Here is a 12,919-nt window from a genome sequence, read left to right as displayed (position 1 = left end):
TTGATGAGGTGCTTTTGCGTTCCTGACGCTCAGTGCCCAATCAATCGAGGAGGACATGGATGAAGTCGTCAGCCACCGACGAGCCGCAAGCACCAGGCCAAGCCCCCGTCAAAACCCGCCGTTTCGGCATTTCGCTCGTGTGGATCGTGCCGATCATTGCCGTGCTGGTGGGTATTTCGCTGGTGGTGCACAACATCCTCCAGGAAGGCCCGACCATCGTTGTCACGTTCAAGACCGGCAGCGGTCTGACGGCGAACAAGACCGAGGTCAAATACCGCAACGTCGTGGTGGGCCAGGTCACCGACGTTGAGTTGAGCGACGACCAGAAAAGCGTCAACGCGACGATCAAACTGGCCAAGCAGGCAGAAACCTTTACCCGCGAAGACTCGCAGTTCTGGGTTGTGCGCCCGCGCATCGGTGCTGGTGGCGTTTCCGGTATCGACACCCTGCTCTCCGGTGACTACATTGGCGCGGACATCGGCCAGGCGAATGGCCGCGCGAAACACTTCAACGGCCTCGAAAACCCGCCACCGATCACTTACGGCGAACCCGGCAAGCGCTTCATGTTGCATGCCTCGGACCTCGGTTCGCTGGACATCGGCTCGCCGGTCTACTATCGCAAGATTCCGGTCGGCCAGGTCGTCACCTACGCCCTTGATCCGGACGGTAAAGGCGTGAATATCGAAGTGTTCATCCATTCGCCGAACGATGCCTTCGTCACGGAAAACACCCGTTTCTGGAACGCCAGCGGCATCGACGTCAACGTCGGCGCCAACGGTTTTGCGGTGAAGACCGAATCGCTCTCGACGTTACTGATCGGTGGCATCGCCTTCCGCGCCCCGGATTACAGCCCCAACGACGTTGCCGCCGCCGATGACAAGGACTTTGACCTGTTCGCTGACCAGACCACCGCCCTCGCCCCGCCCAACGGCAAGGCGCAATACCTCAGTCTGCGTTTCGATCAATCGCTGCGTGGGTTGAAAGTTGATGCACCGGTGGAATTCCTCGGCATGGAAATCGGCCGCGTGGTGGCGATCAATCTGGATTTCGACGCAAAAAAACGCAGCTTCCCGCTCAATGTCGGCATCGTCATTTATCCGCAGCGGCTCGGTATGGCGTACGGCAAGATGCTCACGGCGTTCAAACATGATCCCAATGACGAAGCCGCCGGCATTCGCCTGATCGGCACCTTCATCGACAACGGTCTGCGCGCCCAGGCCCGCAGTGGCAACCTGCTGACCGGGCAGTTGTACGTCGCCCTGGATTTTTTCCCGAAAGCCGAGAAAGTCGCTTTCGACCCGACCGCTCGGCCAGTGGTCATTCCGACCGTGCCGGGCAGCCTCGAACAGTTGCAGGAGAAACTCGAGGCGGTGGTCGACAAACTCAACAAGCTGCCGGTGGACCGCATCGCCAGCAATCTCGACAGCAATCTGGTCGAACTGCGCAAAGGCCTCGCTCAGTTCAACGCGAAGACCTTGCCGGGCGTGCAGAACACCCTCGCCGATGTCAGCAAGACCTTGCAGTCCGCCAGTTCGACCCTGGCCGAAGATTCACCGCAGCGCGAGAAGCTCACCGAGACCCTCGACGAACTCGGGCGCATGTCGCGCTCGCTACGGGAACTGTCGGATTACCTCGGTCGCCATCCGGAATCGCTGATTCGCGGCCGGCCAGACAACGCGGCGCCACTGGACCTGAAAGGACCGCCACGCAATTGAGCACAGGAGCTACCCCATGGCTTTACCGCTGAAGATCACCGTGCTCGCTGCGTTCATGTTGCTGGGCGCCTGCCGCAGCGACCCGATCAGCTTTCACACGCTGACCCCGGTGCAACTGGGCAGCACCCGCGCCGGGGTGCAAATCCCGATTGAAGGCATCAGCGTGCCGCCGCAGGTCGACCGCCCGCAAATCGTCATTCGCCAGGGCAACAGTGGCCTGGCGATTCTTGAAACCCAATGGTGGGGCGCGAGTCTGGCGGATGAACTACGCAGTGCGTTGACCGATCAATTGAATAACAGCAGCGGTCGCGGCAACGTCTCGGTGCGCATCGACGTCCAGCGCTTCGACTCGATTCCCGGCCAGTACGCGCTGATCGATGCGAAATGGCGGCTGCGCCCGCTGGGCGATACCGACAGCGAACTGGTCACGTGCCGTTCGACCTTGCAGACCCCGTCGGGGCCGAGCATCGATGAACTGGTGACGGCTCAGCAGAACAACGTCAAACGCCTCGCGGCGCTGATCAGTCAGGCCGCCGGTAATCCGCGCGCTTGCCCGCCCTCCTCCTGAGCCAGGGTCACGGTAAAAATACAACCGTTGGGCTCGCGGGTCGTCAGTTGTACCCGCCACTGTTGCTGGTTGCAGATTCGCTGCACCAGCGACAGTCCGAGACCAAGCCCTTCCCCACGTTGTTCATCGCCGCGCACGAAGGGCTGAAACATCGCGTGGTGTTGCTCCTCGGGAATGCCGATGCCACTGTCCTCGACCACAAAACTGTCGTCACGCAGGGTCAAGCGAACGAAGCCGTGGTCGGTGTAGTGCCAGGCGTTGCGCAACAGATTGCCCAGCACCGACTGCAAGAACGTCAGGTTGTAGCGCGTCGTGCAGGCCAACTGCTCAACGTAGATAAACTCCAGGCCTTTTTCGCGGATCAACCGCCCCCAGACTTCTACTTGAGCATCCGCCACTTCCTTGAGCGTTACCGCTGACTGCACGGAGACTTCATCAGGCTTTCGCGCGAGCATCAGGAAGGTTTCAACCAACTGGCGCATTTCACTGCTGGCGCGGGCAATGCGATTGACCTGCGCCGTTGAACGCGCATCCAGTGACGGGTTGGCCAGCAGCAGTTCGCAAGAGCTGCCGAGCACCATCAGCGGTGTGCGCAGTTCATGGCTGACGTCGCTGGTGAAGAGTTTTTCGCGGCTCAGGGTGGCTTGCAGGCGACCTAGGGTCTGATCGAACGACAACGCCAGTTCGCCGACTTCATCAGCGGCGTAATCCGGGTGCAGGGGTGGCGCCAGTTCGATCAGCTGATCGCGGTGGCGCACCTGTCGCGCCAGGCGGATCACCGGCGCCATCACTCGGCGCGCCAGCAACCGGCCGAGCACAATCGCCAAAAGAATGCTGAGGATGAAACCGACAATCACCACGATGAACAACAAGTGTTCACGCTGTTCGAGGCTGCCTTGGTCACGCAGCAGCACGTACTTGCGCCCGGCCACCGATTCGACCATCGCGTAGAAGTCTTCGCCGTGGAACTTGATCTCCTGAAAGCCCAGTGGCAGCGCCGCCAATTGCGTGGTCAACGTCAGCGGGGGCTTGGCGCCTTCAGCGAAAAACAACTCGCTCTTTTCCGGTTTGTGGCTCCAGTGGCTGATGTCTTCCATCGCCAGCAGCCGGTGCAGGCCACCGCTCAACGTGGTGGTAGTCAATTTTCGCTCGACCACATGCACGGTGGCGACGATCCCCAACGCAAATACCCCGGCGACGAAGGCACTCATCAGGGCGAACACGATCACGATCCGCGTCGTCAGGCTGTGCTTGAGATCCATTCGTTCAGTCGGCTCCTATCGGGTTGTCTGGCGTGAGGGCAACAATAGACCAGCGCAACGCCGTTGTCCGCCACAACCGAGCTTCGCCGCAACCCCTGCGCGTTGTTAAGACCTGCGCCAAACAAAAACAGCGTTTGAGTTTATTTATCAAATAGTCGTTTTAGTTAGGCGCTTCAACTTTGCGCAATATTTTCACATGTTATTCACCGCGCCCCTACGACCCCGAACGTAGTGTTCAGCCAGCATTCAACCAAGTAGTCGTAAAGTTGCTCGCTGCCTGAGCCTTGCGTTGCACTGAATGAAACATCAGGAGTTAGAAGGGGCAATATTGTGGCGCAATTATTTCAATCTGAAACAACATCAAAGTCGCCGCGTACTCCGCGCCTGCGCCTGTTGATCGCGCTTGCTTGCGTTGTGTTTGTAGCGATCCTGGTCAGCGGTTTTGTCTGGTGGCCACGCTCGCCGGTCGACCTCGATCACGCCGATCGCGCCACCACCGCCGAGTGGGTCAAGGCGTGGCAAGCGGGCGAAATCGTCGCATTGGTCCGCCATACCGAACGCTGCGATCGCTCGAGCAACACTTGCCTCGGCCCGGCTGACGGCATCACCCAAGCGGGCAGTCTCGCGGCAGCAGCCGTCGGTCAGGGCTTTGTGCGTCTCGGCATGCAGCAGACGCAAGTATTGAGCAGCCCGTTGACGCGGACAGCACAAACCGCGCACTCGATGTTCGGTCACGACGCCGGCACTGAGGATTGGCTGGCCACCTGCGGGCCGACGCTGCGCGATGAAATCGTCGCGAACAAGACACCGCAGCACAATCTGATTCTGGTCACCCACAGCGGTTGTATCAGCGACTTCGAAAAACAGAGCGGTTTTCCTCATGCAATTGCCGCCGAATACGGCAGCGTATTACTGGTGCGAATTAACCATCAGCAGAAACTTAGCGTCCTGGGCATTGTAAATACCCCGTTCTGGCAAACAACAAGTGCCCAGTAACCCGCAAACATCCGAACTTTCGCCCCACATACTTTATCCGCGCCAAGGTCCAGTCATGACGTCTGATAACAAACCGTTGCGCCACGCTGTCCGACATTTATCACAAGCCCCCTCGATGGTTGAGCGCTGGGCGATTCCCGGGCTGATCTTCGCCTTCGTGCTGTTTTATCTGCTGCCACTGATGAGCCACGGCTTGTGGATCCCCGACGAAACCCGCTACGGTCAGATCAGCCAGGAAATGCTCCTCAGCGGCAACTGGGTCGCACCGCATTTCATGGGCATTCGCTACTTCGAGAAGCCGATTGCCGGTTACTGGATGATCGCCATCGGTCAGGCGATTTTCGGTGACAACCTGTTCGGGGTACGCATCGCCTCGGCATTGAGCAGCGGCGCCAGCGTCTGGCTGGCCTATGTGCTGGCGCGGCGTTTGTGGAACAGCCCGCGCATCAGCGCTGCCTGCGCATTGCTGTACATGAGTTTTGGCCTGATCGCCGGTCAGGCGGGCTACGCCAACCTCGATCCGCAGTTCACCTTGTGGGTCAATCTGAGTCTGGTCGCGGTGTGGTTTGCCATTGATAGCCGCAGCGTAAAGGCGCGCCTCGGCAGTTGGGCGTTGTTGGGCGCCGCCTGCGGGATGGGCCTGATGACCAAGGGTTTTCTCGCCCTGCTCCTGCCGGTGCTGATCGCGCTGCCTTACATGATCTGGCAACGCCGCTTCGCTGAATTACTGCGTTACGGGCTGGTGGCGGTGCTGGTCGCGGCACTCGTCAGCGTGCCTTGGGCGTTGGCCGTGCAGGCGCGCGAACCGGATTTCTGGCGATTCTTCTTCTGGCATGAACACATCCGCCGTTTTGCTGCCGGCGATGATGCCCAGCACGCGCGGCCATGGTGGTTTTACCTGCCGTTGCTGTTCGCCGCGACGCTGCCGTGGGCCATGTTGTTGCCATCGACGTTGATCCGTACCTGGCGCGAAAAACGCCAGCCGAAAATCGCGTTCCTCGCGTTGTGGTTCCTCCTGCCATTAGCGTTTTTCAGCCTGAGCAGCGGCAAGTTGCCGACTTACCTCATGCCGTGTCTGCTGCCCTTGGCCTTGCTCATGGGGCACAACGTGGTGCACTGGCTGCAGCAGCGCGACAGCCGGATCCTGCGCCTCAATGGGGTAATCAACACTGCACTGGCGAGTGTTGCCCTGATTGCGCTGATCTATCTGCAAACCAGCAAAGAGATCTACACCCACAGCGAAATGTTCAGCCTGTCGCTGGTGTTTATCGTGCTGATCGGCTGGATCATCGCCAACGCCCTGCAGATCATGCGTCCGCTGACACTGTGGGCGATGCCGGCGCTGGGCATCGGCCTGTTGATCGCGCTACTGCCGGCGGCGATGCCCGCGCTGATCGTCGACAGCAAAATGCCTGACCAGTTTATTGCCGAACATCAGCCGGCATTGAGTGAAACGGCGTCACTGTTGAGTAATGACCTGGGCGCGGCGTCGGCGCTGTCGTGGCGTTTGCAGCGACCGCAAGTCGACCTGCTCAACACCGTCGGCGAACTTAAATACGGTCTCGAAGACCCGGCCATGGCGTCGCGCAAGGTCAGCCTGGCCGACGTCGGCGAATGGATGACGCAAGCACGCAAAAAAGGCTCGGTGGCGGTGGTGATGCGCGTCAACAGCACCCAGGATGAACAGGAAATCGGCCTGTTGCCGGCGGATGGCAAGCACTACCAGCGCGGCAATCTGCAAATCTACATCTTCGCCAAGAGCCAGCCATGACCGCAACGGCCAATGACCGCAAGGCTTTATGGATGCTGCTCGCGGCCACGGCGCTGATGCTGCTCTTCGGCCTCGGCAGTCGTGAGCTGTGGGGCGCGGAAACCCGCTGGGCCAACATCGCCCTGCAGATGCTGCAAAGCGGCGACTATTTCGATCCGTATCTCAAGGGCGGGCCGTACTACGACAAACCGCTGCTGTCGTATTGGCTGATTACCGCCAGCGCCTGGCTGACCGGCAGCCTCGGGCCTTGGTCACTGCGTTTGTCATCGGTTGTCGCGGCGTGGTTGAGTGTCTGGCTGGTGTACCTGCTGGGTGAGCAGCTGTTTCGCAAAGGCACCGGGCTGATTGCCGGATGGATGCTGGCCACCACGTTCTATTTCGTGTTCTGGGCGCGCGTCGCCACCGCCGACATCCTCACCGTGTGCGGCGTGCTCGCTGCCGTATGGTGGTACTGGCGCGGGCCGGACGATACAAAACTCTGGCGATACGTGGTGTTTTTCGGCTTGCTGGCGCTGACCTCGCTGTTCAAGGGCTTGATCGGCTTCATTCTGCCGGGACTGGTGCTGCTGCCGCATCTGCTGAGCGAAAAGCGCTGGAAGCTGCACCTGAATCTGCGTCTGGCCGCAGCGTTGCTGATTGCCGGCACGTTCTACATGGCGCCGTTCCTGCTCTCGCATCTGTATGGCGCGCCGAACTACGGCGAAAGTGGCCTGGGTCTGGTACTGCGGGAAAACGTCGTGCGGTTTTTCCAGCCGTTCGACAACATCGGGCCGATCTACACCTACCTTATCTATCTGCCGGTCTACACCTTGCCTTGGGCACCCTGCTGGTTGATTGCATTGTGGGTGGCGCTGCGGCATTGGCGGCAGATCGAGCCGGACACCCGCTGGCTGATTCAGGGGCTGGCGCTGCTGATGATCTTCTTCACCGCCAGCGGCAGCCGTCGCAGCTATTACGTGCTGCCCTTGGTGCCGTTCGCGCAACTGCTCGGCGCCTGGTGGATCACCCGGCGCATGGCGGCGCGCAACGTCGAAGGTCGTGGATTGAACATCGGTTTCGGCATTGCCACTGCGGTGCTGGTGGGCGTACTTGGCGTGCTCTACCCGTGGACCAACAGCGGTGGCGGCGTGATCCGTTTCGGCGAAACCGTGCGCGAACAGGCCAGCCAGCAGGCGCCGCTCGATCAGTGGCGCATGGTCATGGTCGAGGTCGACAACAAAGTGCCAATGTACCTGCAAACCGGCGGAGCGCCGTTCTATTACGTGGCGCAAACCGCAGACTATCCGCGCAACGGCGACAGTGCCGCGCTGATCGCCTGGCTTGAACGCAGCAGCGGTCAGCAATGGAATCCGCAACGCACCATCTTCGTTGCGCAGTACCGCCAGGGCGAGCCGGTGCCGCTCGGTTATCTCGGCGCCGACCACCGGATCATCACCACCACGCCGACACGCGGCGAGCAATTTTTCCATGGCCGCGAGGACCAGAGCGTCGCCTACCTGCCCAATCCCTCCTGAAATCTCATGACGTTGAATGACGCACGGCAATCGTGCGTTTTCAAGTCGCTGCTAATCTGAATGAAAATGACATGTATTAACGGTCTGTTTGACGTTTTTTTCTCATTTGCCTCTCTACATTGCCTGCGACTCAACATATGCAAATCATTCGCATTGAAGTCCGCTCGCGAGTGCCTGCCCATAACGTCAAAAAAAACAGGAGCGTTGTCGTCATGAATCCACAGTTTCCGTCTTTCCTGAAACGCGCGTTGCTGGCCACCGCCCTGCTCGCTGCCAGCCAGGCCTACGCCGCCGACGGCGTCGGTCTATTGGTTTACAACGCGCAGCATGAAAGCCTGACCAAGGCCTGGGTCGCCGGCTTTACCGAAGAGACCGGCATTCCGGTGACCATTCGCAATGGCGATGACACCGAAATGGGCAATCAACTGGTACAGGAAGGCGCGGCCTCTCCGGCGGATGTGTTCCTCACCGAAAACTCCCCGGCGATGGTGCTGGTCGACAACGCCAAATTGTTCGCGCCGATCGCGCCCGCCACGCTGGAACAAGTCGATGCGGCGTACCGTCCGGCCCACGGCCAGTGGATCGGCATCGCTGCGCGCTCCACGGTATTCGTCTACAACCCGGCGAAACTTGCCGAAAAAGACCTGCCGAAATCCCTGCTCGACCTGGCCAAACCGGACTGGAAAGGTCGCTGGGCCGCCTCCCCGGCCGGTGCTGATTTTCAGGCCATCGTCGCTGCGGTGCTGGAGCAAAAAGGCGAAGCCGCCACGCTCGACTGGCTCAAAGGCATGAAAACCAATGCCACCGTGTATCGCGGCAACAGCGCCGTGCTCAAAGCAGTCAACGCCGGCCAGATCGACAGCGGCGTGATCTATCACTATTACAGCTTCGTCGATCAGTCCAAGACCGGCGAAAACAGCCAGAACACCAAGCTCTACTATTTCAAACATCAGGACCCGGGCGCGTTCGTCAGTACCTCCGGCGCCGGCGTGCTGGCCTCCAGCAAACACCAGGAAGACGCGCAGAAGTTCGTCAAATACATCACCGGCAAGGAAGGCCAGGAAATCCTCCATAGCGGCACCTCGTTTGAGTACGCGGTGGGCAAAGACGCGCCTTCCAATTCGAAACTGACGCCGTTGAAGGAGCTCGATGCGCCAAAAGTCGATGCGTCGAAACTCGACAGCAAGAAAGCCGTCGAGCTGATGACCCAGGCGGGAATCCTGTAAGTGATCCCGGAACCTTTACCGGCGGAAATCGCTGCGGCGTCTTCCGCTCACCTGCCACTGAAAACCCGCGCCCTCACTGGTCGCGGGGGATCGTGGGTGGTTGCCTTGGCGATCACGGTTTCACTGTTGTCGTTGCTGCCGATTGCGTTTGTGATCGGCGTGTCGTGGGCGACAGGCTGGGCGACAATCGAAGCCCTGGTGTTTCGTCCACGCGTCGCCGAACTGCTGATCAACACGGTGCTGCTGGTGTTGATCACCCTGCCCTTGTGCATTGTGCTCGGCACGACGCTGGCGTGGCTGACCGAGCGCAGCAACCTGCCCGGCCGGCGCCTGTGGTCATTGCTTGCAGTGGCGCCGTTGGCGGTACCGGCGTTCGTGCACAGCTATGCGTGGGTCAGCCTGATCCCATCGATCCATGGATTGCCGGCCGGAGTGCTGGTGTCAGTGATCGCCTATTTCCCGTTCCTTTATCTGCCGGTTGCGGCGACCTTGCGGCGACTCGATCCAGCGATAGAAGACGTTGCCGAATCCCTCGGCCTCAAGCCTTGGGCGGTGTTTTTCCGCGTGGTGCTGCCGCAGTTGCGCCTGGCGATTTGTGGCGGTGCGCTGCTGGTGGGTTTGCATCTGCTGGCCGAGTACGGCCTCTACGCGATGATCCGTTTCGATACGTTCACCACGGCGATTTTCGATCAGTTCAAATCGACCTTCAACGGCCCGGCAGCCAACATGCTCGCCGGCGTTCTGGCCCTGTGCTGTCTGGCGATGCTCACGGTCGAATCCGCCGCCCGTGGCAAGGCGCGTTACGCCCGCGTGGGTTCCGGCAGTGCGCGCGAACAACGCACCGTGTTGATGAGTCGCGGCGCCAAAGCGCTCGGGCTGGGCCTGCAAGTGCTGACGTGCCTGCTCGCTCTCGGCGTACCGTTGCTGACCTTGGGGCGTTGGTTGATCGCCGGAGGTGTGGAGGTCTGGGGCGGCGGCGAGTTATTACCCGCGCTGTTGCAAACCCTGTCGTTCGGCGTGGCCGGAGCGCTGTTGACCAGTCTGGCGGCGATACCGATTGCCTGGCTGTCGATCCGTGCGCCCGGCAAACTGCAACGTTTGCTGGAAGGCTGCAACTACATCACCAGTTCGTTGCCGGGGATTGTCGTCGCATTGGCGCTGGTGACCGTGACCATCCATTTCGCCCGACCGATCTACCAGACCACCATCACCGTGTTGCTGGCCTACTTGCTGATGTTCCTGCCGCGCGCACTGGTCAGCCTGCGCGCCGGTTTTGCCCAAGCGCCGGTGGAGCTGGAAAACATCGCGCAAAGCCTCGGCCGCTCACCGTTGCGTGCCTTGTGGCTGATCACCCTGCGCCTCGCCGCACCGGGTGCGGCAGCCGGCGCAGCACTGGTGTTTCTGGCGATTACCAATGAACTGACCGCGACCCTGCTGCTCGCGCCCAACGGCACGCGCACCCTCGCGACCGGATTCTGGGCCATGACCAGCGAAATCGATTACGCCGCTGCGGCGCCTTACGCACTGCTGATGGTGCTGTTATCGCTGCCACTGACGGCCATCCTCTACCACCAATCCAGGCGCACCGCGGGCCGATGAACGCACTTGAACTGATCTCCCTGAGCAAAGCCTTTGGCGCGCAGAAAGCGCTGGATGACATCTGCCTGTCCGTACCGACCGGCAGCCGCACGGTGATTGTCGGCCCTTCGGGTTCCGGTAAAACCACGCTGTTGCGGATGATCGCCGGTTTCGAATTCCCCGACGCCGGCAGCCTGACTCTTAACGGTCAGGTACTGGTCGACAGCAGCCACGCGGTTCCGGCTTATCAACGCCAGATCGGCTACGTGCCGCAGGACGGCGCGCTGTTCCCGCACATGACCGTGAGCGCCAACATCGGCTTCGGTCTGGCCCTCACCGGCACGGCGCGACACGAGCGCATCGCGCAACTGATGGACAGCGTCGCGCTGGACGCCAACATGGCCCAGCGCTGGCCGCATGAGTTGTCCGGTGGCCAGCAGCAAAGGGTTTCACTGGCGCGCGCGCTGGCCCAACAACCACGCCTGATGCTGCTCGACGAACCGTTCTCCGCGCTCGATACCGGCCTGCGCAGCGCCATGCGCAAAATGGTCGCGCGACTGTTGGCGGATGCTGGCGTGACGACCATCCTGGTCACCCACGATCAGGGCGAAGCACTGTCATTTGCCGACCAGTTGGCGGTGATGCGCGGCGGTCGCCTGGTGCAGTCCGGGCATCCGATGGATCTCTATCGTTATCCGGAAGATGAGCAGACCGCGCACTTTCTCGGTGAAGCCGTGGTGATGCCGGCGCGCATCGAATCCGGTTGGGCGCACTGCGATCTCGGCCCGGTGCCAGTCAACAGCAATGGCTTCATTGGCGATGCGCAAATCATGCTGCGACCGGAACAATTGCAGGTCGGCGGCACCGTCATTGGCGCTCCGAGCTGCGATGCAGTGGTCACCGAACGTGATTTCGCCGGCAACACCTGCACGCTGACGGTCGAACTGCGCTCCCCCGCCAGTCATGCGCCGGGCCGTTCGCTACTGGTGCGCAGCTCTGGCATGCACGCGCCACCCGCCGGCAGCGCGGTGCAATTGTCGGTGCTCGGTGCAGCCCACGTGTTCGCCGCGCTCTGATCAGAGATCGAAGCGATCCACCGCACGCCGCCGCTCGTTGTCATCGCGCACATCGTAGTTGGCGGTGGTCTGGATATTGCTGTGGTGGGCGAGCTTCTGCGCAATCGACAGATCGTGCTCCTCGATCACCCGGGTGATGAACGAGCGACGGAAATCGTGCGGCATGATCTTCACCCCGACCTGGGTGCCACGTTGGCGCGCGATGTAGTAGATCGCGTGCTTGGTGATGCGCTCACGGGTGATGTGGCTGCCACGGCGGATGCGGTTGAACAGAAAGGCATCGTCGCTCTCGCCGTCCTTGAGCTGCTCGCGGCGGAACTCCAGCCATTTATTGAGCTTGTCGAACGCCCACGTCGGTGCATATTTGATCAGTTGCTTGTTGCCCTTGCCGGTGACGGTCAGGCTGCGTTCGCGGAAATCGACCTGATTCAAATCCAGATCCACTGATTCCGACTTGCGCATGCCGGTGCCATACAACAGTGCGATCACTGCCGCGTCGCGCAGGCCCTGCGGGCGCGGGTCGGCGGCGCAGACTTCCATCAGTTCGTGAATCAAGGTGCGCTTGAGATTGCGCCCCTGCGACAGTCGCGTACCGGCAATGCCTTTTACCGAACGCATCTTCAAAAGATGATCCTGGCTGATCAGGCTCATGCGCCAGGCTTCATTCATTACACCGCGTATGGCATTGACATACAGCGAAGAAGTGTTCGGCGCGTAGTTGTCTTCGCGTAAAGCGGCCACCAGCGCGACAACATCTTCAGGTTGTAACGCGTGCCAGGGAATATCTTCGACATTCATCTCGGCAAAGCCGAGGCGATCGGCAGCGTCCTGCAAAACGTAACGCATGGTCAGCTGGCTGGAAGGTGCCAGGCGTGCCAGATACACGGTCATCGGATTGGTTTGGCGGGTTTCCAACGGAACAGCGGGCAAGTCAATCAAACGTAAAGGCCTTGAGTAAAAACAATTCAACACACCAACTAACAACTGCAACATTCCCCGTCTAAGGGGAACACTTCTGTAGGACTTTTCTACTAAAAATGACGATAAACGGTAGAAGTCTGAACAGCGGCTGTATGAGTTTCAGATAAACGATTCGCCGACCGGTTTTTCATGTTCCTTTCACAAAAACGGGCATAACCTTAATTCCAACAGATCCCGTGCCGGCCTTGTCCAAACTGCCGCGCGAAGCCACAAAAGTCAACCAGCCCCCGAC

General features: G+C 60.4%; 10 protein-coding genes. 8 read left to right on the top strand and 2 right to left on the bottom strand.

The genetic code is table 11. The features are described from left to right. The first annotated feature begins 59 nt into the window (after positions 1-59). Together ACIPZE_RS01685 and ACIPZE_RS01680 are read left to right on the top strand one after the other, a co-directional pair. A complete protein-coding gene (locus tag ACIPZE_RS01685; protein ID WP_400770794.1) occupies positions 60-1,715 on the top strand; it encodes an intermembrane transport protein PqiB in 1,656 nt (551 codons plus the stop codon). A 16-nt stretch (positions 1,716-1,731) separates the two neighbouring features. Further along, positions 1,732-2,283: a membrane integrity-associated transporter subunit PqiC gene (locus ACIPZE_RS01680; RefSeq protein WP_129393881.1), complete on the top strand. Its 552-nt coding sequence runs from the start codon at positions 1,732-1,734 to the stop codon at positions 2,281-2,283. Here ACIPZE_RS01680 and ACIPZE_RS01675 read toward each other — a convergent pair. Next, positions 2,241-3,545 carry a HAMP domain-containing sensor histidine kinase gene (locus ACIPZE_RS01675; RefSeq protein WP_129393883.1) on the bottom strand — a complete coding sequence of 435 codons (1,305 nt, stop codon included), beginning with the start codon at positions 3,543-3,545 and terminating at the stop codon, positions 2,241-2,243. The two genes, ACIPZE_RS01680 and ACIPZE_RS01675, sit on opposite strands and share 43 nt — an antisense overlap. A 414-nt stretch (positions 3,546-3,959) precedes the next feature. Between ACIPZE_RS01675 and ACIPZE_RS01670 the strand changes: the two genes are divergently transcribed. The 6 genes from ACIPZE_RS01670 to ACIPZE_RS01645 all read left to right on the top strand — a co-directional run bounded on the left by ACIPZE_RS01670 (position 3,960) and on the right by ACIPZE_RS01645 (position 11,706). Continuing rightward, complete coding sequence (locus ACIPZE_RS01670) at positions 3,960-4,541, top strand: histidine phosphatase family protein (protein ID WP_400770790.1); 582 nt, start codon at positions 3,960-3,962, stop codon at positions 4,539-4,541. A gap of 55 nt (positions 4,542-4,596) precedes the next feature. After that, a complete protein-coding gene (gene arnT / locus ACIPZE_RS01665; protein ID WP_400770787.1) occupies positions 4,597-6,312 on the top strand; it encodes a lipid IV(A) 4-amino-4-deoxy-L-arabinosyltransferase in 1,716 nt (571 codons plus the stop codon). Continuing rightward, on the top strand, positions 6,309-7,826 hold the full coding sequence (locus ACIPZE_RS01660; protein WP_400770784.1) for an ArnT family glycosyltransferase: 1,518 nt from the start codon (positions 6,309-6,311) through the stop codon (positions 7,824-7,826). The genes arnT and ACIPZE_RS01660 overlap by 4 nt, the downstream gene beginning before the upstream one ends. Positions 7,827-8,038: 212 nt before the next feature. Next, positions 8,039-9,052, top strand: coding sequence for an iron ABC transporter substrate-binding protein (locus tag ACIPZE_RS01655; protein WP_129393889.1), 1,014 nt, complete (start codon positions 8,039-8,041; stop codon positions 9,050-9,052). A 3-nt stretch (positions 9,053-9,055) separates the two neighbouring features. Continuing rightward, a complete protein-coding gene (locus tag ACIPZE_RS01650) occupies positions 9,056-10,651 on the top strand; it encodes an ABC transporter permease (RefSeq protein WP_400771032.1) in 1,596 nt (531 codons plus the stop codon). Next, the gene (locus tag ACIPZE_RS01645) at positions 10,648-11,706 is read left to right on the top strand and encodes an ABC transporter ATP-binding protein (protein WP_400770781.1); all 1,059 of its coding nucleotides are present in this window, start codon (positions 10,648-10,650) and stop codon (positions 11,704-11,706) included. The genes ACIPZE_RS01650 and ACIPZE_RS01645 overlap by 4 nt, the downstream gene beginning before the upstream one ends. Here the strand turns inward: ACIPZE_RS01645 and xerC are convergent, their stop codons facing one another. Next, entirely contained in the window at positions 11,707-12,597 is an 891-nt protein-coding gene (gene xerC / locus ACIPZE_RS01640) for a tyrosine recombinase XerC (protein WP_400771029.1), read from the bottom strand. Positions 12,598-12,919: the final 322 nt, after the last annotated feature.

The organism is Pseudomonas sp. NPDC089741 (assembly GCF_044748825.1).
In the GTDB taxonomy this organism is placed as follows: Bacteria; Pseudomonadota; Gammaproteobacteria; order Pseudomonadales; family Pseudomonadaceae; genus Aquipseudomonas; species Aquipseudomonas helmanticensis.
Note: the sequence above shows the minus strand (reverse complement) of the source record. Positions and strands in the feature narration are given on the sequence as shown.

Coding starts and splice junctions, on each gene's coding strand:
- ACIPZE_RS01655 (WP_129393889.1), top strand. CDS start 8,039: ATGAATCCACAGTTTCCGTCTTTCCTGAAACGCGCGTTGCTGGCCACC.
- ACIPZE_RS01685 (WP_400770794.1), top strand. CDS start 60: ATGAAGTCGTCAGCCACCGACGAGCCGCAAGCACCAGGCCAAGCCCCC.
- ACIPZE_RS01645 (WP_400770781.1), top strand. CDS start 10,648: ATGAACGCACTTGAACTGATCTCCCTGAGCAAAGCCTTTGGCGCGCAG.
- arnT (WP_400770787.1), top strand. CDS start 4,597: ATGACGTCTGATAACAAACCGTTGCGCCACGCTGTCCGACATTTATCA.
- ACIPZE_RS01680 (WP_129393881.1), top strand. CDS start 1,732: ATGGCTTTACCGCTGAAGATCACCGTGCTCGCTGCGTTCATGTTGCTG.
- ACIPZE_RS01675 (WP_129393883.1), bottom strand. CDS start 3,545: ATGGATCTCAAGCACAGCCTGACGACGCGGATCGTGATCGTGTTCGCC.
- ACIPZE_RS01660 (WP_400770784.1), top strand. CDS start 6,309: ATGACCGCAACGGCCAATGACCGCAAGGCTTTATGGATGCTGCTCGCG.
- xerC (WP_400771029.1), bottom strand. CDS start 12,597: ATGACCGTGTATCTGGCACGCCTGGCACCTTCCAGCCAGCTGACCATG.